18 protein-coding genes are annotated in these 19,461 nt (G+C 67.6%); 11 read left to right on the top strand and 7 right to left on the bottom strand.

The window, feature by feature from the left end; all coding sequences use genetic code 11:
- Positions 1-110 precede the first annotated feature (110 nt).
- The 4 genes from ABD210_RS14315 to ABD210_RS14300 all read right to left on the bottom strand — a co-directional run bounded on the left by ABD210_RS14315 (position 111) and on the right by ABD210_RS14300 (position 4,381).
- The gene (locus ABD210_RS14315) at positions 111-632 is read right to left on the bottom strand and encodes a DinB family protein (protein WP_344111757.1); all 522 of its coding nucleotides are present in this window, start codon (positions 630-632) and stop codon (positions 111-113) included.
- Between the two features lie 137 nt (positions 633-769).
- A complete protein-coding gene (locus ABD210_RS14310) occupies positions 770-2,302 on the bottom strand; it encodes an acyl-CoA synthetase (protein ID WP_344111756.1) in 1,533 nt (510 codons plus the stop codon).
- Positions 2,303-2,397: 95 nt separating this feature from the next.
- A complete protein-coding gene (locus ABD210_RS14305) occupies positions 2,398-3,513 on the bottom strand; it encodes a DUF5938 domain-containing protein (RefSeq protein ID WP_344111754.1) in 1,116 nt (371 codons plus the stop codon).
- Position 3,514: 1 nt separating this feature from the next.
- The gene (locus ABD210_RS14300; protein WP_344111752.1) at positions 3,515-4,381 is read right to left on the bottom strand and encodes an SDR family NAD(P)-dependent oxidoreductase; all 867 of its coding nucleotides are present in this window, start codon (positions 4,379-4,381) and stop codon (positions 3,515-3,517) included.
- Positions 4,382-4,483: 102 nt separating this feature from the next.
- On the opposite strand from ABD210_RS14300, the gene ABD210_RS14295 reads away from it, so the two are divergent.
- From ABD210_RS14295 to ABD210_RS14285, 3 genes are all read left to right on the top strand, one after another.
- Positions 4,484-5,104, top strand: a complete 621-nt coding sequence (locus ABD210_RS14295) for a TetR/AcrR family transcriptional regulator (protein ID WP_344111751.1) — start codon at positions 4,484-4,486, stop codon at positions 5,102-5,104.
- Between the two features lie 85 nt (positions 5,105-5,189).
- Complete coding sequence (locus tag ABD210_RS14290; protein WP_344111750.1) at positions 5,190-5,840, top strand: DUF433 domain-containing protein; 651 nt, start codon at positions 5,190-5,192, stop codon at positions 5,838-5,840.
- Complete coding sequence (locus ABD210_RS14285; RefSeq protein ID WP_344111749.1) at positions 5,812-6,213, top strand: PIN-like domain-containing protein; 402 nt, start codon at positions 5,812-5,814, stop codon at positions 6,211-6,213. The genes ABD210_RS14290 and ABD210_RS14285 overlap by 29 nt, the downstream gene beginning before the upstream one ends.
- Positions 6,214-6,221: 8 nt before the next feature.
- Here ABD210_RS14285 and paaK read toward each other — a convergent pair whose 3' ends face one another.
- Genes paaK through paaI form a run of 3 tightly spaced genes read right to left on the bottom strand, consistent with a single transcriptional unit; the run spans position 6,222 to position 9,275 of the window.
- Complete coding sequence (gene paaK / locus ABD210_RS14280) at positions 6,222-7,541, bottom strand: phenylacetate--CoA ligase PaaK (protein ID WP_344111747.1); 1,320 nt, start codon at positions 7,539-7,541, stop codon at positions 6,222-6,224.
- Positions 7,542-7,560: 19 nt separating this feature from the next.
- Positions 7,561-8,766 (bottom strand): 3-oxoadipyl-CoA thiolase, encoded by a 1,206-nt coding sequence (gene pcaF, locus ABD210_RS14275; RefSeq protein ID WP_344111746.1) that lies wholly within the window; start codon positions 8,764-8,766, stop codon positions 7,561-7,563.
- Entirely contained in the window at positions 8,763-9,275 is a 513-nt protein-coding gene (gene paaI, locus ABD210_RS14270; RefSeq protein ID WP_344111744.1) for a hydroxyphenylacetyl-CoA thioesterase PaaI, read from the bottom strand. Before paaI ends, pcaF begins: the two co-directional genes overlap by 4 nt.
- A 134-nt stretch (positions 9,276-9,409) precedes the next feature.
- Between paaI and paaN the strand changes: the two genes are divergently transcribed.
- From paaN to ABD210_RS14230, 8 genes are all read left to right on the top strand, one after another.
- Complete coding sequence (gene paaN / locus ABD210_RS14265; protein ID WP_344111742.1) at positions 9,410-11,095, top strand: phenylacetic acid degradation protein PaaN; 1,686 nt, start codon at positions 9,410-9,412, stop codon at positions 11,093-11,095.
- Entirely contained in the window at positions 11,088-12,467 is a 1,380-nt protein-coding gene (locus ABD210_RS14260) for a serine hydrolase domain-containing protein (protein WP_344111741.1), read from the top strand. The genes paaN and ABD210_RS14260 overlap by 8 nt, the downstream gene beginning before the upstream one ends.
- A 10-nt stretch (positions 12,468-12,477) precedes the next feature.
- A complete protein-coding gene (locus ABD210_RS14255; RefSeq protein WP_344111740.1) occupies positions 12,478-12,996 on the top strand; it encodes a flavin reductase family protein in 519 nt (172 codons plus the stop codon).
- Positions 12,997-13,062: 66 nt separating this feature from the next.
- Positions 13,063-14,094 carry a zinc-dependent alcohol dehydrogenase family protein gene (locus ABD210_RS14250; protein ID WP_344111739.1) on the top strand — a complete coding sequence of 344 codons (1,032 nt, stop codon included), beginning with the start codon at positions 13,063-13,065 and terminating at the stop codon, positions 14,092-14,094.
- 233 nt (positions 14,095-14,327) lie between these two features.
- Complete coding sequence (locus ABD210_RS14245) at positions 14,328-15,602, top strand: ABC transporter substrate-binding protein (protein WP_344111738.1); 1,275 nt, start codon at positions 14,328-14,330, stop codon at positions 15,600-15,602.
- A 44-nt stretch (positions 15,603-15,646) separates the two neighbouring features.
- Positions 15,647-16,546, top strand: coding sequence for a carbohydrate ABC transporter permease (locus tag ABD210_RS14240; protein ID WP_344111737.1), 900 nt, complete (start codon positions 15,647-15,649; stop codon positions 16,544-16,546).
- Complete coding sequence (locus tag ABD210_RS14235) at positions 16,543-17,448, top strand: carbohydrate ABC transporter permease (protein ID WP_344111736.1); 906 nt, start codon at positions 16,543-16,545, stop codon at positions 17,446-17,448. The genes ABD210_RS14240 and ABD210_RS14235 overlap by 4 nt, the downstream gene beginning before the upstream one ends.
- Positions 17,449-17,633: 185 nt before the next feature.
- Complete coding sequence (locus ABD210_RS14230) at positions 17,634-19,277, top strand: hypothetical protein (RefSeq protein WP_344111735.1); 1,644 nt, start codon at positions 17,634-17,636, stop codon at positions 19,275-19,277.
- Positions 19,278-19,461: the final 184 nt, after the last annotated feature.

Raw genomic sequence — 19,461 nt, 5'->3', positions numbered from 1 at the left:
GCTTCGGGATTCGGAAAAGCCCTTGTGGACAAGGGAATTGCGGATCGGCGCATCTGCCCGGGGAAGGCCGGCCCGGGCGGCCCTCGAACAGAAGGCCGCCCGGGTTCGAGCTACTTGTTGTAGCTGGTGTGGCCGTCGAATAGTTCGCGGATAATGTCGAGGTGGCCGAGGTGGCGGGCGGTCTCCTCGATCATGTGGCAGAGGACGTACCGGGCCGAGGCCGGACCGTCGTCGTCGTAGTTCGCCTTCTGCACGTCATCGAGGGAGAGACCGCTCAGGATCTCGTTCGAGCGGGCACACTCCTCGTCGTACTGGTCCAGCAGGCGGGCGAGTGGGACGCCGTCGGCAACGCGCATCTCGGCGTTCCGGGGGCCGTCTTCGGTCCACGGCGTCTGGCCGGTGTCCGGAGTGCCGAGCAGGTCCTCGGTGAACCAGGAGTACTCGATCCAGCGCATATGCGACACGAGGCCCGCGACCGTCATCAGCGGCGATGTCGGCAGCAACTTGCGGTGGGCGTCCGCGTCGCTCAGACCCTCGCACTTCATCCTCACGAACGACCGTTGCAGATCGAGCCAGCCGGTGAGTTGGGTTCGCTCGTCCGCGGTCAGCGGCGGACGGGTCACTACGTTCATTGCAGCTCCTGTGAAGACAGAGCCGCCAGTCTCAGCCGCGGGTGCGACGGACAGGCAGCACGACGGAAACACTCGACATCGCCCTCACCTTCCTTCCGTCGCTCGACCAGAACCATAGCGCCCCGCCCGGCCCGCGCCTACTGATTTAGCAGCCGCGCCTTGACCTCGTTCTTCAGCACCTTGCCGACCTTCGAGCGCGGCAGGTCGTTCCAGACCTCGACCTGCTTCGGCGCCTTCACCGCACCCAGGCGGCTCTTCACATAGTTCCGCACCTCGGACTCGGTCACGGTCAGCCCGGGGTGGAGTTGCAGCACGGCCGTCACTCGTTCGCCCCACTTCTCGTCCGGCAGGCCGACGACCGCGCAGTCCCGCACGGCCGGATACGACATCAAGGCCTGCTCGACCTCGGCCGAGTAGACGTTGAACCCGCCGGTGATGATCATGTCTTTCGCCCGATCCACTATGTAGAGGTAGTTGTCGTCATCGAGGAACCCGATGTCCCCGGTGTGGTGCCAGCCGTACTGCGAAGCGGCCGCGGTGGCCTCGGGGTCCTGGTAGTAACCCGCCATCACCAGCGACCCCCGTACGACGATCTCCCCGCGCTCGCCGCGATCCACCAGCCGGCCGTCGTCGGCCATGATCGCCACCTGGGTCAGCGGACTCGGCTTGCCGGCGGAGGTGAACCTCTCGACGGCCGGCGTCCCGTCGGGATGGAAATGGTCGGCGGGCGCCATCGTGGAGATCATCATCGGCGCCTCGCTCTGACCGAAGAGCTGCGCCATCACCGGACCGATCCGCTCCAGCGCCTCCTCCAGCCGAGCCGCCGACATCGGAGCGGCGCCGTACCAGAAACACCGCAGGGAGCTCAGATCCGTTGTAGGCAAGGCGTCGTGCGCGAGCAGCATGTAGATCAGCGTCGGCGGCAGGAAGGTGTGCGTGACCCGGTGCCGCTCGACCAGCGCGAGGAACTCCGCGAGGTCCGGCGCCGGCATGATCACGATCTCGCCGCCGAGCGTCAGGATGGGGAAGGACAGTACGCCGGCCGCGTGCGTGAGCGGCGCGAGCGCGAGATACACCGGGCGCTCGGTGAACGGGTAGCTCATCAGGGTGATCGCCGACATGGTCTCCAGGTTCCGCTCGGTCAGCACCACCCCCTTCGGCCGCCCGGTGGTGCCGCCGGTCCCGACCAGCATCGCGGTGTCGTCGACCACCTCGGCCTGCCACGGATCAGCCGGTACGCCGTCCAGCCACGCGGCCAGGCTGGTGACCTCGGGCAAGGAATCGTCCAGGCAGACCACCAGCGACAGCTTCGGCAGCTCCGGCAGGATCTTTTCCACCAAGGGCAGGAACGCACGCTGGAAGATCAGACACGAGCAGTCGAAGGCGTCGAGCAGTTCGCGGTTCTCGGCCGCCTCGTTGCGCGGATTCACCGGGCACCAGATCGCACCCGCGCGGGCGATGCCGAAGACGCACGCGAAGGAGATCGGGTTGTTGGCGGACAGGATCGCCACCTTGCTGCCCGGCGAGATCCCCGATTGCTGCAAGGCCCGCGCAACCTGGAACGACAGCTCCTGCACCTCGGTATAACTCAAGCTGGTGCCATTCATCGTCAGGCATGGCGATTCCGGACCGAGCGAGGCGCCCTTGTCCAGGTAGTCGTACAACCGCACGCGGGCCTCCCTCGGCCGGGCTGCAGATGCGGGGGCTTGCCCGGGGGTTTGGGTTGACACCCCCGCACCTGGTCTGAGTGGTCGCTGACCGACCGCTAGTGATGAACCGTGACGACTGGTTCGAGGACGAGGCCGAAGCTTCGTAGTACGCCGAGCAGTTCGCGGTGCCCGAAGGCCTGGCAGGCCGACGCGAGCCCGGCCCGGCGCGGCGGCTGCTGGAGCAATGAGTACGCCGCGTAGGCCTGCAGAACGCCGGTCTGCTTGTAGTTGCTGTTGCCGTGGATGACGCAATGCGCGCGCCCGAGTGGTCCCGAGGCGTGCACCGAGTCCAGGGACGTGTTGATGCGCGGGTTCTCCCGCGGCGGCATGCTCGCCTGGACCGATGCCGCGACCTCTCCGAGGGCCGCGTCCTGCTGATCGAGGGGGAGCGTCTTGATCTGGCTCTCCACCATCTTGACGGCCTCGACGACACCTTCCATGACAGCCCGGTCGAACACCCCTCCGGCCACCTTCACATTCGCCACCCGTGGGTCGTTCTTGAACCACACCGGATGACTCGTTCCACCCCACGGCAGCGCGAGCGCGCTCGCGTGCTGACCGGGTACGTTCACCTCGAACGTGGTGAGCGGATCCCACTTCACCAGTTCGTTCTGCTCGAGGTAGTGCCAGTCCGCCTTGAGGATGGTGAAGATCGTCTGGGTCGAGGCGTAGGTCGGGAAACCCTTCCACAGCACGAGGATGTCGAGCGTGTCCAGCCCAGGTGTCTCCAGGCAGATGTTCGCCGCGATCTCGCCGGTCGTGTACATCTGGGCGACACCCGGTGCCAGCAGCAGCCCCTGAGCGGCGTACTTGTCGCTCCATCCGTTCTGCGCGTCCAGCAGCCAGTCCTGCTCGCCTGTGGTGTCGAGGTAGTGGCAACCGGCCGCGAGAGCGGCTTCGACCACGTCCGGGCCGTGCTTGACGAACGGGCCGACCATGTTGCTGACCACCTTGGCGCCGCGGAACAGATCTGTCAGCGCACTCACCTCGTGCTCGACCTCGACGACCTCATGGTCGACCGTGTCGATACCGGGGACCTTGTCGAGCACCTCCTGGATGCGCTGGGCGTCCCGGCCGGCTGCGATGAACGGGACGTTGAACTCGCGCAGGTATTCGCAGACGAGCCGCCCGGTGTAGCCGGACGCGCCGTACACGACGACGGGTTTGCTCATCTCACATCCCCATTCCGCCGTCGACCGGCAGGCCCGCGCCGGTGATGAACTTGGCCGCGTCCGAGACCAGGAACACGACCGCGTCCGCCATGTCGCCGACCTCGCCGAGCCGCCCGAGTGGGGTCAGCCCGACGACGTCACCGACGGCGGCCTCCGCGGACGGCCACAACCCGAGGGTGACCATGTCCGCCGCCAACTGCATGCCCATCTCGGTCGGTACCAGGCCCGGATACACACAGTTCACCCGGACGCCGTAGCCCAGCTTGCCTGATTCCATCGCCGCCACGCGGGTGAGCCGGTCCACCGCCGACTTGGTCGCGGAATACCCGCCGATACCGGGGAAGGGGATCGTCGCCGCGACGCTGGAGATGTTGACCACCGAGCCACCAGACCCCGCCGGTCCACCAGGGCGCATCGCCCGGAACGCGTGTTTCAGCCCCAGCGCGGTGCCCAGGACGTTGATCTCCAGCATCTTGCGGACGTCCTGGGGATCGAGGTCGACGACCAGGCCGGACAGTTCGACGCCCGCGTTGTTGATAAGGATGTCGAGACCGCCGAGCTCCTCGATGGTCGCGTTGATCGCGGTTTCCCAGCTCGCGTCGTCGGTGACATCCAGCGCGACGAAGGCCGCTGTGGCGCCGGTGTCCTTCAGCTTGTCGGCGGTCTCCTTGCCCAGATCCTCCTGGATGTCGGCGATCACCACGGCCGCGCCGGCTTTCGCCAGAGCCTCCGCCATGCCGGCGCCCAGACCGCGGGCACCCCCGGTCACCAGTGCCTTCCGTCCGCTCAGGTCGTACATGGACATCTCCTCCTCGCGCTCGGCGGGTGCCCGATCACCGGTGAGGTGCGGTGACCGGGCGATGGACACAGCGTCACGGAAGTCTTGACACTCGTCAAGACTTTCCTGGACAACTGTCAAGAAAATCGGTTGTCCGGCTAAACTCGACATTGGAAACCCTGGAGGTTGCCGATGACCGAGGCGACGGATCGGATCTCGCGCCGGCAGGTGGACAAGTTCGCGGAGCGCCGCTCCCAGTTGGCCACCTCGGCGCTGCGCACCCTGTCCGAGCTCGGCTACGCCCGGACGAGTCTGCGGGAGATCGCGCAGAACTCCGAGTTCTCGCACGGCGTGCTGCACTACTACTTCCGCGACAAGGTCGAGCTGATCACGTACTGCGTAAAGCAGTACAAGGCGGAGTGCGTCACCCGGTACGACCAGATCGTCGCGACCGCGGAGTCCGCGGACCAGTTGCGAGAGACCTTCGGCGCCGCACTGACGCTCACCTGCGACGAGGACGGGTCGATGCACCGGCTCTGGTACGACCTGCGCAACCAGGCCCTGTTCGAGGACTCGTTTCGCGCGGACGTGCTGGAGATCGACAAGACCCTCGAACTGATGATCTGGCGCATCGTCACCCAGTACGCCGAGCTGAGTGGTCGTGCGCTCGCGGTCTCCTCCTCCACCGCCTACGGGTTGCTCGACGGGCTCTTCCAGCAGGCCCTCTTCCGCAACCTCGCCGGCGACGAGACAGCCCTGCCCGACCTCCGCACCGGCGTCACCCAGACCCTCCCCAAACTCCTGGTCTCCTGACCCTGTGGACGAAGCGCCCGTCGGCGGCTCGTGAACTGGCATCCTGTTCCCCGACGGCAGTCATACCTACTTGAAAGGTCTGGTGATGAGCTTGGACGCACGATTCGATCTGCCGATCTTCACCAAGACCGAGACAGCGATGCATCTCGGGCTGCCTCCGACGACGCTCCGCTACTGGCTCCAGACAGGCGCTCTGCAGGCGGCTGAGCGCGAACATTCAAGCCAGGCGACCATGACATTCGCCAGCGTGGTTGAAGCGCACATGCTCCGGCAGTTGCGCGTGGCAGGCCTTTCGCTCCGGGCGATTCGCGACGCGGCGATCAGATTGCGCAGCGAGGTGGGTCGGCCGTATCCGCTGGCCTGGAAGCGTCTGGCCCATGACGGCCGGGATCTTCTGATGGAGATCACGGCCGAGGGCCGTGATCCCTCATGGGAGCGCATCCGTGATAGTCAGGGCGGCCTGGCGGGCGTGGTCGAGCTCGGTCTGGAGCCGATCAGCTGGGCGCCGGACGACTATGCGAACAGACTGCGCCTGGTGGCCTATCGCGGTGCTCAGGTGATCGTGGATCCAAGGTTCTCCTTCGGGCAACCGATTCTCGAACGGGCAGGGGTTCGGGTTGAAGACGTCGTGGACCTAGCTCGGGCCGGCGAGTCTTATCAGGTGATCGCCGACGAGTTCGGCATCGAGACGACCGAGGTCGAGGCGCTTGTCCGGCCTCATATCCGCGCCGCCTAGGTTCTATATCGACGTCGGGCTGGGGGGACTGGCCGTTCCTGCTCTGGTCCGCGAACTCGGCTGCGAGGCGCTGACCAAGGTCCAGGTGTTCGGCCAGCGGAAGGTCGAGGACACGGAATGGATTGCGTGGGCCGATGCTGCGGACCTGGTGGTCCTGACCAAAGATGACGCCATCCGACGACGTCCGCTGGAACGCGCAGCGCTGGCGGAATCGCGACTCCGTGTGTTCTGCCTGACCAACGCGAATCTCACCAAGGCGCAGCAGGTCGCCAGATTCGAAGAGCGATGGCCGGCGATTCTGCGCAGATGTGCTCAGCCGGGACCATTCGTCTGCGGCGTTTACACCGATCGTCTGCAGGATCTGAACATCTGAGTGGCAGTTCAGCCGTTGCGGAGGTCGTTGATCCGCTTGGCCTTGCCTAGGGAGCGTTCGAGGGCATGCGGGGGTAGGACCTCGACAGCCGCGGTGACGCCGACCAGGTCCTTGATGCGACGGGACAGGGTTCCGGCCGCCGAGGCATAGGAGTCACTGGGGAGATCGGGACCGGCCTCCACCTGGACGGTCAGCTCGTCCAGGCGGTTCGGACGACTCAGAACGCACAGATAGTGCGGGGCCAGCCCGTCGACCAGCAGGATCTGTTCCTCGATCTGGGTCGGGAAGACGTTGACGCCGCGGACGATCATCATGTCGTCGGTGCGGCCGGTGATCTTCTCCATCCGCCGCATCCCGGGACGGGCCGTGCCCGGCAGCAACCGGGTCAGGTCCCGCGTCCGGTACCGCAGCACCGGAAAGGCTTCCTTGGTGAGCGTCGTGAACACCAGCTCGCCGACCTCGCCGTCCGGCAGCACCTCGCCGGTGACGGGGTCGATGATCTCGGGGTAGAAGTGGTCCTCCCAGATGTGCAGGCCGTCCTTGGTCTCGACGCACTCCTGCGCGACACCCGGCCCCATCACCTCGGACAGCCCGTAGATGTCCACCGCGTGCATCCCTGTCCGGCTCTCCACCTCGGTGCGCATCTGCTCGGTCCACGGTTCGGCGCCGAAGATGCCCACCCGCAATGAGGTCTCCCGCGGATCCATGCCACGGGCAACCATCTCGTCGAGGATGGAGAGGAAGTAGGAGGGCGTCACCATGATGATCCGCGCCCCGAAATCGCGGATCAGGTCGACCTGGCGTTCGGTCATCCCGCCGGACACCGGAACCACCGTGCAGCCGAGGCGTTCGGCTCCGTAGTGCGCGCCGAGCCCACCGGTGAACAGCCCGTATCCATAGGCGATGTGGCACACGTCGCCCGCCCGACCGCCCGCCGCGCGGATCGACCGCGCGATCAGATTCGCCCAGTTGTTGATGTCGCCGCGCGTGTACCCGACCACCGTCGGGCGTCCCGTCGTACCGGAGGAAGCGTGCACGCGGACGACTTCGGAGCGCGGGACGGCGAACAGGCCGAACGGGTAGTTGTCCCGCAGGTCCTGCTTGGTGGTGAACGGCAAGCGGCTCAGGTCGGCCGGCGAGCGCAGGTCGCCCGGTTCGAAGCCCACGCTGTCGAGCGCCGCGCGATAGTGCGGGACGTTCTCGTACGCCGCGCGCACCGTCGTCTGCAGCCCGGCCAGCTGCCGCGCCCGGAGCTCGTCGACGGACAGCCGTTCGCCGTCGTCCTGCAACTCCGGCGGGCAGGCCTCGCCAAGGAACCGGTCCGTCATCGAACGCCTCCAGAGAAGTTCAGGGGCGGGCCAGCAGGGTCGCGATGCCCTGGCCCACCCCGATGCACATGGTGGTGAGCGCGTACCCGGCATCGCGGTGGCGAAGTTCCAGGGCGGCGGTGAGAGCTAGACGGGCGCCGGACATGCCCAGGGGATGGCCCAGGGCGATGGCGCCGCCGTTCGGGTTCACGTGCTCGGCGTCGTCGGGTAGGCCGAGCTCGCGCAGTACTGCCAGGGACTGGGCCGCGAACGCCTCGTTGAGCTCGATGACGCCGAGATCCGTCAGCGCGACACCGGTGCGTTCGAGGAGTCTGCGGGTGGCGGGAACCGGGCCGATGCCCATGATGCGGGGCGCGACGCCCGCGGCGGCGGTGCCGACGATCCGGGCCAGCGGGGTGACGCCGAGCCGCTCGACTGCCTCGCCGCTCATCACCAGCAGGGCCGCGGCGCCGTCGTTCACACCGGACGCGTTGCCGGCGGTGACCGTGCCAGGGTCACGGAAGGGCGTCTTCAGCGCGGCAAGTGCTTCCAGCGAGGTCTCGCGCGGGTGCTCGTCGACCTCGACCGTCGTCACGGCGCCCCGCCTGCCGGGCACGGCCACCGGCACGATCTCCTCCGCGAGCCGCCCGTTCGCGACAGCCTTGGCCGCACGCTGCTGGCTGCGCAACGCGAACAGATCCTGGTCCTCACGAGACACCCCGAACTCCGCAGCCACGTTCTCGGCCGTCTCGGGCATCGACTCGATCCCGTACTGCTTCTGCAGCAGGGGATTGACGAAGCGCCAGCCGATCGTGGTGTCGAAGACCTCGGCCTGCCGGGAGAAGGCGGTCGTTGCCTTCGGCATCACAAAAGGTGCCCTCGACATCGACTCCACGCCACCGGCGACGACGATCTCGTGGTCCCCGGCAATGATCGACCGGGCCGCCGAGGCGACTGCGTCGAGACCCGACCCGCAGAGCCGGTTGATCGTGGTGCCGGGCACTGTCTCGGGCAGACCCGCCAGCAACAAGGCCATCCGGGCCACGTTGCGGTTGTCCTCACCGGCCTGGTTCGCGCAGCCGAGGATCACGTCGTCGATCAGGGCCGGGTCGAGCTCGCTGTGCCGGGCCAGTAGAGAGGAGACGGTGTGGGCCGCGAGATCGTCGGGGCGCACCGCGGCGAGCGCGCCGCCGTACCGGCCGATCGGGGTGCGGACGCCGTCCGCCAGGTAGGCCACGCGGGTCATGAACTCTCCTCGACTCCGGACTCGATGACGGTGTACTCAGAGTCGGACTCAGAGCCGGACTCAGAGCCGGACTCTGTGCAGGACTCAGGGCCGGACTTGAGCACGGTGCCGGACAACTGCCGGCTGCGACCGCGGAACTCGGCGATCAGGTCGTCGCCGCGCCGGACCGTCACGTCGTAGATCCCGTTCCGCCCGTACGACGCCCGCTCCCGCGCCTCGGCGACCAGCACATCCCCGCGCTGGGCCGGCGCGATGAAGACGATGTCGCAACCCTGCGCGACGGTGACCTGGTTTCGCGAGTTGCAGGCGAAGGCGAAGGCCGAATCGGCCAGGGTGAAGACGAAGCCGCCGTGCGCGATCCCGTGGCCGTTCACCATGTCGGCGCGAACAGTCATCTCGAGCACGGCGGTGCCCTCGGCGACCCGGACGAGGCGCATGCCGAGCGTGGCGCTGGCGGTGTCCTCCGCCCACAGGGCGGCAGCCACCTTCGCGGCCAACTCATCGCTCATCTGTTCACCCAACAAGGACTGGCTGTGACACTCTATCGGCGATCTGGTCAAGGACTGTAACATCCCAGACGCAACGACACAGCGGCGACCTACGCTGTCCGTAAGTCCGAGCCCACCAAGCATGGAGCGCGCAGATGACCACCGCACCGACCCGTACCGACTGGCTTGCCGCCCATCGCGAACGCCTGGACGGGGCGCTGGCCGCGATCCGTAGCCGTGGCTACTACTCGGCGTTCCCGGAGTCGCCCAGCCCGCGCGTGTACGGCGAAACGGCGGCCGACGACGGCAGGGCGGCGTTCGAGGCGCACCGCGGTACGTCGTACCCGCTCGAGACGCCTGGGTCCAACGGCACGGTCACCACGGAGCAGTCGCCGTACGGGATCCAGCTGGACATCCAGTACCCGCGAACCGTCGAAGAGGGCCTGGACGAGTTGCTCGCGGCTGCCAAGAAGGGCATGTCCGACTGGCGAAAGGCCGGAATCGACACCCGTGTCGGCGTCACCCTGGAGATCCTCGACCGGCTGCACAAGCGCGTCTTCGAGCTGGCGAACGCTGTCCAGCACACCAGCGGCCAGGCCTTTGTGATGGCGTTCCAGGCCGGTGGCGCGCACGCGCTCGACCGTGCGCTCGAGGCCATCGCCTACGCCTCCGAAGAGATGAACCGCTACCCGGCCGAGGCGGTCTGGGAGAAGCCGGCCAAGGGCGACCCGATCCGGCTGGAGAAGAACTTCACCGTCGTCGGCCGCGGGGTCGCGCTGGTCATCGGCTGCAACACGTTCCCGACCTGGAACTCCTGGCCCGGCCTGTTCGCCTCGCTGGTCACCGGAAACGCAGTCGTGGTGAAGCCGCACCCGCTGGCCGTGCTGCCGCTCGCGATCACCGTCGAGGTCGCCCGCGAGGTGCTCGCCGAGGGCGGCTTCGACCCGAACCTGGTCACCCTGGCCGCCGAGCACGTCGGCGACGGGCTCGCCAAGCCGCTGGCGCTGCGCCCCGAGGTGAAGGTCATCGACTTCACCGGTGGCAGCGAGTTCGGCGAGTGGCTGGAGCAGAACGCGACCCAGGCTGAGGTCTTCACCGAGAAGGCCGGCGTCAACGCAGTACTGATCGACTCGACCGACTCGTTCAAGGCGCTCTGCAACAACCTCGCCTTCACCCTGTCCCTGTACTCCGGCCAGATGTGCACCACCACGCAGAACCTCTTCATCCCGGCCGACGGGGTCGAGACGGACGAGGGCCACAAGTCCTTCGACGAGGTCGGCGCGGGCATCGCGAACTCGATCAGCAAGCTCCTCGGCGACGACGCGCGCGCGGTGGAACTGCTCGGTGGCATCGTCAACCAGGCCGTGGTGAGCCGCCTCGAGCTGGCCCCGGAGTACGGCGACGTGGTGCTGCAGTCACGAGGCATCAAGCACCCGGCCTACGAGGACGCGGTGGTCCGCACGCCGCTGCTGGTCGCGATTGACGGCAAGGACGAGGAGGTCTACGGGCGTGAGTGCTTCGGGCCGGTCTCGTTCCTGGTCCGAACTGCGGACACCGACGAGTCGATCGACCTGTTCCGCAAGACGGTCGGCGAGGGTGGCGCGATGACCGCGGGGGTCTACTCGACGGACCCGGCGACGCTGGAGAAGGTGCGGGAGGCGGCGCTCGAGGTGGGTGTCGCGCTGTCGGAGAACCTGACCGGCCAGGTCTTCGTGAACCAGTCGGCCGCCTTCAGCGATTTCCACGGCACCGGCGCGAACCCGGCCGCCAACGCCACCTACACCGACGGGGCTTACGTTGCGAGTCGCTTCCGCGTCATTCAGTCTAGGCGTCATGCCTGACGCCCTGGACCCACAGAATCTGACCGAAGCTCTCACGTACTACGACAGCTGGCTGGCGTTCAACCAGCGCTACCAGCGGATCCCCGGGGTCCAGGCGGCGGTTTTCGCCGGCGACGCGATCGCCTTCTCCGCGGCGTACGGGCTGGCCGATGTCGAGCAGCAGGTCGAGCTGACCGAGAACCACCTGTTCCGGATCGCGTCGCACTCGAAGACGTTCACCGCGACGGCCGCCTTCCAATTGGTGGAGCAGGGCCGTCTCCGGCTGGACGACAAGGCGGCCCAGCACGTCACCGAGATCGTCGGTACGCCGCTGGGTGAGCGGACTGTGCGGGATCTCCTCAGCCACGCCGGCGGGATCACCCGGGACAGCGAGGAGGCCGACTTCTGGCAGCTCGCGACCGGCTTCCCGGACCGGGACCACCTGCTCGCGGTGCTGAAGGAATCGGCGTCCGCGGTGATTCCGGAGAACGACCGGTTCAAGTACTCGAACATCGGCTACGGCCTGCTGGGCCTGGTGATCGAGGCGGCCGCGGGAACGTCGTACAACTCCTACGTCCAGAGCGCGATCGTCGACAAGCTCGGGCTGTCGGGACTCGGCCCGGAGCTGGACCCGAACCGGAGCAACGAGTACGCGGCCGGCTACAGCTCGCTTTCCTATGCCGACGACCGGGTCCCGATCGAGCACGTCGACACCCGTGCGCTCGCTCCGGCGACCGGGTTCTACGGCAACGCGCGTGACCTCGTCACCTACTTCTCCGCGCACCTGCCCGGCGACGACCGGCTGTTGACGGACGCCTCGAAGCGGCAGATGCAGCACCCGCTGTGGAAGACCGGCGAGGAGGACGGGCCGCGGTACGGGCTCGGTCTGCAGGTGTCGAAGGTCGGCAAGCGGGACGTGTTCGGTCACGGCGGCGGCTACCCCGGTCACATCACCCGCTCACTGGTCGACGGTGAGCGGCGGCTCGCGGTGTCGGTGCTGACGAACGCGATCGACGGCTCCGCCGCGCAGCTCGCCGAGGCCGCGCTGAAGCTGATCGACCTGGCCGAATCTGAGGATCGCGGCCAAGGCGAGGCCCGCTTCACCGGCCGCTACGCGAACCTCTGGGGCGTGTACGACATCGCGCTGCTCGGCGGCCGCCTCTACGTGATCGACCCGACCTCACCCGACCCGGCCGCCGAACCGCAGACCCTTGAGGTCGAGGGCGATTCGCTCCGCGTCACCGGCGGCAACGGCTACGGCTCGTACGGCGAGTCGTACCGCTTCACCTTCGACGACAACGGCCGGGTCGAGTCCGTGCGCGGCTCCAGCGGACTGCTGGCCCAGCCCCTCGACGCCTTCGTCCTGCCCGATCGCGTTCGAACGAAGAGCTAACCTCCAGACCATGACCATCCACGGGGAGCACCCGTTCCTGCCGCCGGAATCGGAGCGCAGCCCGGTCCGGCGGCTTCGCGGCCGGCTGCCGTCGCCGGTCAGCCTCTGGACCAGCTCGTACGACGGGAAGCGGGCCGGGCTGACGGTGTCGTCGATGCTGGTGGCGGACGGGGACCCCGGGGTCGTGATCGGGTTGATCGACCCGGACTCCGACCTCTGGGAAACGTTGCGCGAGGCAAGGACCGCGGTGGTCAGCCTGCTCGGCGCTCCGCACCAGCAACTCGCGGACGCCTTCGGCTACGTGGCCCCGGCACCGGGTGGTCCGTTCCGGATGATCGAGTGGACCGACACCGAGTGGGGCCCGGCCCCGGTCGGTGTCAGCACCTGGGCGGGTTGCCGGTTGGCTGACGCGGATCCACCCGAGGTCGGCTGGGCGCTCCAGGTCCAGCTCGAGATCGCCCACGTCGAACTCCTCCCCGACGAGATCCCACCCCTCATCCACCGCCGCGGCCGCTACACCGTGCTCTGAGGCAGTGCTTGCGTCCGAAGAACCCGGGGGCAGGCCCCACGGTTGTTCGGACATAAGGTGGGGATCATGCGTGCCACCACGATTCATGCTCCGTTCGACGTCCGGCTCAGCGAGGTGCCGGACCCGGTGATCAGCGGTCCGACCGACGCCGTGATCAAGATCGTTGCCGGCTGTATCTGCGGCTCCGACCTGTGGTCCTACCGGGGCGAGAACAAGATCACCCCCGGCAGCCGGATCGGGCACGAGTACGTCGGTATCGTGCAGGAGGTCGGTTCCGACGTCCGCACAATCAAGCCGGGCGACTTCGTTGTCACCCCGTTCGTCGCCAGCGACGGCACCTGCCCGAACTGCCTGGCCGGGTACCAGTCGGTCTGCCAGAACATCGTCGGCATCGGCTCGAAAGACGCGGACGGCGGCCAGGGCGAATACGCGAAGGTCCCGTACGCCGACGGCACGCTGGTCGCGACCCCGGAGGTCCCGGACGACTCGCTGGTCCCGTCGCTGCTCACGTTGTCCGACGTGATGGGCACGGGCTGGCATGCCGCTCGTGCCGCGCGGGTGAAGCCCGGCGACACGGTGGTGGTGGTCGGCGACGGCGCGGTCGGGCTGTGCGGCGTACTCGCTGCTGTCCGGATGGGTGCCGAGAGAGTCGTCGCGCTGTCGAGGCATGAGGCCCGGCAGAAGATCGCGAAAGAGTTCGGAGCCACGCATATCATTGCCGAACGCGGCGACGAGGCGAAGGCCGCAGTACTGGAACTGACCGACGGCGTCGGCGCGGACGCGGTACTGGAGTGCGTCGGCACGGACCAGTCGTTCAAGACGGCGTTCGACATCGCCCGGGCCGGCTCGACGGTCGGGTTCGTCGGCGTTCCGCACGGCGTCGAGGTGCCGATCCGCACCATGTTCAGCCGTAACGTCGGCCTGGCGGGCGGGGTCGCCCCGGCGCGCCAGTACCTGCCGGAGCTGATGGCGGACGTACTGTCGGGGGCGATCGACCCCGGGCTGGTGTTCGATCAGGAGCTGCCGTTGGAAGAAGTGGCCGAAGGCTACAAAGCGATGCACGAACGGCGTGCGATCAAGACCCTGCTGCGTCCGTAGCGCGCAAGACCACCCGACCGGGGTGGTGGGGAGGGATCAACAGGTGCACTGCGCGAACTGGCCTTTCAGACGCGGAGTGTGCGCGCTCTCATACGCGAGCTGCGCGAGGGGTCACGTCTGCGCAACGCGCCTGCGCGGAGCGTTGACACCCGACCAGCCCCGTGCCCAGAGTTGGGCCGTCAAGGGGGCATTCGTTGTAAGACAGCTCCAAAAGCTGAGCGGAGAGTGAAAACATGCGTGGTGGTTGGAGCAAGACCGTCGCGGTAATGGGTGCCGTGGGTCTTCTCGCGGTCAGTGCCTGTGGGAACAGCAGCGACAGCGGCAGTGGGAACTCGGCGAGCAAGGATGTCACCGTCTTCACCTGGTGGGCGGACGGCGGCGAGAAGGCCGGCCTGGACGGACTCGTGTCGGTCTTCGGCACGAAGTGCAAGGACTACAAGTTCGTGAACTCGGCTGTCGCCGGTGGCGCCGGGGCGAACGCCAAGCAGGTGCTGGCGAACGACCTGGCCGCGAAGAAGCCGCCGTCGACCTTCCAGGCGCACGCGGGCGCCGAACTGGGCGACTACATCAAGAACGGCCAGGTCGACGACGTCACCGACCTGTACAAGCAGTTCGGCCTGGACAAGGCGTTCCCGCAGAGCTTGCTGGACAACCTGACCGTCGACGGCAAGATCTACTCGGTGCCGGCCAACGTGCACCGCGCCAACGTCGTGTGGGCGAACCCGACGGTGCTGAAGAAGGCCAACATCGACGCCGCCACGGCCCCGGCCACGGTCGACGCCTGGATCGCCGACATGGACAAGCTGAAGGCCGCCGGGGTGAAGTACCCGCTCGCCGTCTCCAAGGGCTTCGCCGAGGAGATGGTGATGGAGGCCGTGCTGCTCGCCGAGCTCGGTGCTGACAAGTTCGTCGGTCTGTGGAACGGCAAGACTGACATGGCCGGCCCTGACGTCACCGCCGCGCTGGAGAAGTTCAAGAAGGTCCTCTCGTTCGGCAACGTCGACCGCGAGGCGATCGACTGGCCGGACGCGCTGGGCTATCTCAACAAGGGTCAGGCGGGCTACCAGCTGATGGGCGACTGGGTCGCCGCGCAGGAGTTGTCCCTCAAGGTGCCGGAGACCTCGTACACCTACTGGCCGGCGCCGGGCACCGCGGGGAACTTCCAGTTCCTGGCGGACTCCTTCACCCTGCCGACCGGTGGTCAGGACCCCGAGGGTGCGAAGTGCTGGCTGGACGTCGTCGGTAGCGCCGACGGCCAGAAGGCCTTCAACACCAAGAAGGGCTCGATTCCGGCCCGCTCCGACGCGGCTCCGGCGGACTACCCGAAGTACCAGCAGTCCGCGATGGCTGACTGGAAGAAGGACAAGATCGTCCCGTCCTGCGCTCACGGTGCCGCGTGCACGCTGGGCCAGAACGACAGCATCCTGTCCGCGATGGGTCAGTTCAGTAGCGGGCTGGATGTCGCAACGCTGCAGAAGGCACTGGTCGCGGCTGCGAAGCCGAACTGATCCGTGCTGATCTCGTCGGCTGACAACTACCAGGAGTCCTGAGCATGCACGGAAGAATCCGCACCTGGGGGCCAGGGGCGTTGGTGCTGCTGCCCACGGTGCTGTTGCTCGGGTACTTCGTCTACGGGCTCATCGCCTGGACGTTCAACACCTCGTTGACCGACCGGCACACGGCCCGGCCCGGCTCGGCGAACTATGTCGCGTTCGACAACTACGCCAACCTGTTCCATGAGGACAGGTTTCTCAACTCGCTGAAGAACCTCGGCGTGCTCACGGTGGCGTTCATCCTGGGCACGCTGATCTTCGGCCTGTTGTGGGCGTTGCTGCTGGAGAAGGGGGTCACCGGCGAGGGCGTGTTCCGGTCGATCTTCCTGTTCCCGATGGCGATCTCGATGATCGCGTCCGGCGTCGTCTGGGGCTGGTTGCTGAACCCGTCCACGGGCGACGACGCACGCGGTCTGAACCGGCTGTTCTCGATTCTCCACCTGAACTTCCTGGAGAATCCCTGGTGGACCGGGGGGAGCCGGTGGACGACGATGGCGTCCATCGCGCTGCCCGCGGTCTGGCAGCTGTCGGGCTACATCATGGCGTTGTTCCTCGCCGGGTTCCGTGGCATCCCGCCGGAGTTGCGGGAGGCCGCCCGGGTGGACGGCGCCAGCGAGTTCAAGCTGTACCGGTACGTGCTGTTCCCGCAGCTGTCGCCGATCGCCCTGTCGGCGCTGATCATCCTGGGCCACATGTCGCTGAAGCTGTTCGACCTGATCTACGCGATCACCGGGCCGAACCAGTTCCGCACCGAGGTGCCTTCGATCTACATGTGGAACACCTTGCTGCGCAGCGACATGGCCAAGGCGGCAGCCATCGCGATCGTGCTGCTCGCCGTGGTCGCAGTACTGGTCATTCCCTATGTCGCCTACACCGTCCGGCAGGAGAGCGAAGAATGACCGTCGTAGAGGCCCCGGCCGCAACCGGTAAGGCTGCCGCGGCGATCACGGGGAAGCCCCGCCGCAGCACGATCGCGGACGGCTCGACCCGGAAGAGCCGGACGATTCGCTACGTCCTACTGCTGATGTTCCTGCTGTTCGTGCTCACGCCGGTCTACGTCGTGGTCATCACCAGCTTCAAGACCTCGGCCGACACCTCCGCCGCCGCGCAGTGGTCCTTGCCGCAGACCTGGACGCTGGAGCCGTGGCGCAAGGCGTGGGACGTGCTGCAGCCGTACATGGTCCGCTCGCTCTCGCTGGCGGTGCCGGCCGCGATCATCTCGTCGCTGATCGGTTCCGCGAACGGGTTCGTGCTGGCCCGCTGGCGGTTCCCCGGCGCGAACCTGGTGTTCGCGTTCATCCTGTTCGGCATGTTCATCCCGTACCAGGCGGTGATGCTGCCGCTGCGGCAGACCTTCGAGGACCTGAATGTCACCCGCGGGATCCCGACGCTGCTGATCGCGCACGTCATCTACGGCCTGCCGATCTGCACGCTGATCTTCCGCAACTACTACGCCACGATCGTGCCGCACGAGATCATCGAGTCGGCCCGGGTGGACGGCGCCGGGCTGGTCCAGACCTACCTGCGGATCATCCTGCCGATCTCGATCTCCGGCTTCGTGGTGACGCTGATCTGGCAGTTCACCTCGGTCTGGAACGACTTCCTGTTCGCGTTGTTCCTGACCCAGCAGAACAACGGACCGGTCACGCTGGGCCTCGCGGCCCTGGCCGGTGGGCAGAAGGTCGACTACGCGGCGAGTATGTCGGGTGCGCTGATCACCTCGTTCCCGACCCTGCTGGTCTACATCCTGCTGGGCCGTTGGTTCATCGGCGGGCTGATGGCAGGAGCCCTGAAGGGCTGATCCTCCTCGGGGGTCTGTCTTCGGAGAGACCTTGCTTTCGTACTACGGCCTGCGGCCCGTGGACCCGGTACTCCGTGCTGGAACCACGGGTCGTGGGGGTTTCGTCACGGCGTGTCGCCCTCACTGTCCACAGGACGCGCCTACCGCCCTGCGGCAAGGGGGTCTTCGGCGGTAATCTCGCCTAGGTGACCAAGTCAGGGGGCCGGGACGGACGCGGCAGCCATCTGCGGCTGGTCGGCTCCAGTCCGGGCTCCACCCCACGGCAGCCCCCGGTGGGTGTCGTCGGGACCGACCTCGACACCACGCCGAGTGCCGCAGTGCTGGAAACCTTGCAGGAGACACTGCTGCTTGATCTGGCGGCGGCGCCTCCTGCCTTGCATCCCGTGATCGCGGAGGCCTCCGTCGCGCGGTCTGCCGCCCTGCTCGCCGACCAGCTCTGGCCTGCCGGGCAGCCCGACGAGATCGGTGAGGTCGAGCGGTTCTTCTGGGCCGATGCCGCGCGGGTTCTCGGTGAGCGGCGTGACCTGGATTCCTTTGTGCTGCTGACGAGTCTGGCCCGGACAGTCGGTCCGGCCGGGCGGCTTCCGCTGCAGCGGGCGCACCTGTCGCGCGGGCGCACGCAGTCCGGCGTACCGGACTGGGTCTCGCGGATCGCCGGGTTCCGGTTGACCAGCGCGATCGTGTCCGAGGACGTCACCGGCGACGGGTTGAGCGTCGTGCTGGACTACGACGACGACCATCATCCGCACACGGTGGTGGTGTTCGTGGACAACAACCTGGGCGCGATCGCGAAGGACGTGTTCGTCGGGCCGCCCGTCGACCGGGTGGTCGAGGCGTATCAGCGCGGTGGGCGGGTGACCGTGCGGACGGTTCGACCGGCGACTGCTGCGGGGATCATCCTGCAGGCGCTGGGCGAGACACACGATCATGACGATCCGCCGGTGACGGAGGACTTCGAGTTCTTCTCCGGCCTGCTGGTGAATCGCCTGACTCAGTTGCCGGAACGCCCTGTTCGTCCACCGGTTCGGCCGCAGCTGTCCGGGCGGCAGCGGGATGAGTTGGTCCAGGAGTTCATCGAGTCGCGGCACGGCGTCGGCCTGCCGGACGATGCGGCCGACATCGCGCGGCTGTGGATCGACCACGCGGTCGACCGGACGGTTGGCGGCCCGCTTCGCGTCAGCGCAGTACTGGTGGAGCTGTTCCTGTCGTACTGGCTGCCGCGCAAAGTGCTTGCCGATAGCACCTACTTCGCGGCGGTGCCGGTGGTCGTGAAGGCGTGGCTGGAGTTCGCGGGGGAGCGGACCGAGCTCGACCTGGACGCGATCGAGGAAGCGCTGGACGCCGTAGACGTGTGGACGCCTGCGCTGGAAGCGGCAGCGCTGTCGGACCCGATCGGCTCGAAGTCCGGCGAGCGGGTCTTCCTGGATGACACCAGCGCAGACCTCGAAGACGCCTACCGAACCCTCGCCGGCCTAGGCGCTCCACCGCGCCCGGACCTCCGCGGCCTGGACAAGTCCCAAGCCGCGACCCTGTCCGTCCTCGCCCCGCACGCATGGCTCCTGGCCGGCGAAACCCTCGGCACGAACTACGCCGCCGAGGCCTACGAGATCGCCGACCGCCTGGTCCGCGACGCCCCCGACCTCCTCGCCAAGGCCCGCCTCTCCACCTGGCCCCGCGCCATCGTCTGGCTCCTCGCCCACCGCCACCGCCTGGTCGGCCCGGGCGAACCCCTCACCCCCCACGGCCTCGCCTCCGAACTCTCCTCGTCCCCACCCACCCTCCGCAAGACCGCCAGACTCCTCACCAGCACCCTCATCCTCCCGCGCTAAGGAGCCGCGCCCTCCCGCGCTGAGGAGCCGCGCCGCTGCCACCCCGACGCCAACTCCCGCTGGCCCGCGGGGACTGGCCGGGTTTTCGTCGGCTGGCGCCTTGCAAGCCGCCATCGGCCGAAGAGCCCGACATCGGGTCGGCGGCTTCAGCCGGGGGTGGGGCGATTCCGACCACCTGCTGTCG

It is taken from the genome of Kribbella alba, assembly GCF_039529635.1.
Lineage (GTDB): Bacteria > Actinomycetota > Actinomycetes > Propionibacteriales > Kribbellaceae > Kribbella > Kribbella alba.
The sequence above is the reverse complement of the archived record's forward strand: the minus strand, read 5'-3'. Positions and strand labels throughout refer to the sequence as shown.

What these genes read in the sequence shown, in the direction of transcription:
- ABD210_RS14315 (WP_344111757.1), bottom strand. Translation starts at nt 632, where the DNA reads ATGAACGTAGTGACCCGTCCGCCGCTGACCGCGGACGAGCGAACCCAA.
- ABD210_RS14305 (WP_344111754.1), bottom strand. Translation starts at nt 3,513, where the DNA reads ATGAGCAAACCCGTCGTCGTGTACGGCGCGTCCGGCTACACCGGGCGG.
- ABD210_RS14295 (WP_344111751.1), top strand. Translation starts at nt 4,484, where the DNA reads ATGACCGAGGCGACGGATCGGATCTCGCGCCGGCAGGTGGACAAGTTC.
- ABD210_RS14290 (WP_344111750.1), top strand. Translation starts at nt 5,190, where the DNA reads ATGAGCTTGGACGCACGATTCGATCTGCCGATCTTCACCAAGACCGAG.
- paaK (WP_344111747.1), bottom strand. Translation starts at nt 7,541, where the DNA reads ATGACGGACCGGTTCCTTGGCGAGGCCTGCCCGCCGGAGTTGCAGGAC.
- pcaF (WP_344111746.1), bottom strand. Translation starts at nt 8,766, where the DNA reads ATGACCCGCGTGGCCTACCTGGCGGACGGCGTCCGCACCCCGATCGGC.
- paaI (WP_344111744.1), bottom strand. Translation starts at nt 9,275, where the DNA reads ATGAGCGATGAGTTGGCCGCGAAGGTGGCTGCCGCCCTGTGGGCGGAG.
- paaN (WP_344111742.1), top strand. Translation starts at nt 9,410, where the DNA reads ATGACCACCGCACCGACCCGTACCGACTGGCTTGCCGCCCATCGCGAA.
- ABD210_RS14260 (WP_344111741.1), top strand. Translation starts at nt 11,088, where the DNA reads ATGCCTGACGCCCTGGACCCACAGAATCTGACCGAAGCTCTCACGTAC.
- ABD210_RS14255 (WP_344111740.1), top strand. Translation starts at nt 12,478, where the DNA reads ATGACCATCCACGGGGAGCACCCGTTCCTGCCGCCGGAATCGGAGCGC.
- ABD210_RS14250 (WP_344111739.1), top strand. Translation starts at nt 13,063, where the DNA reads ATGCGTGCCACCACGATTCATGCTCCGTTCGACGTCCGGCTCAGCGAG.
- ABD210_RS14245 (WP_344111738.1), top strand. Translation starts at nt 14,328, where the DNA reads ATGCGTGGTGGTTGGAGCAAGACCGTCGCGGTAATGGGTGCCGTGGGT.
- ABD210_RS14240 (WP_344111737.1), top strand. Translation starts at nt 15,647, where the DNA reads ATGCACGGAAGAATCCGCACCTGGGGGCCAGGGGCGTTGGTGCTGCTG.
- ABD210_RS14235 (WP_344111736.1), top strand. Translation starts at nt 16,543, where the DNA reads ATGACCGTCGTAGAGGCCCCGGCCGCAACCGGTAAGGCTGCCGCGGCG.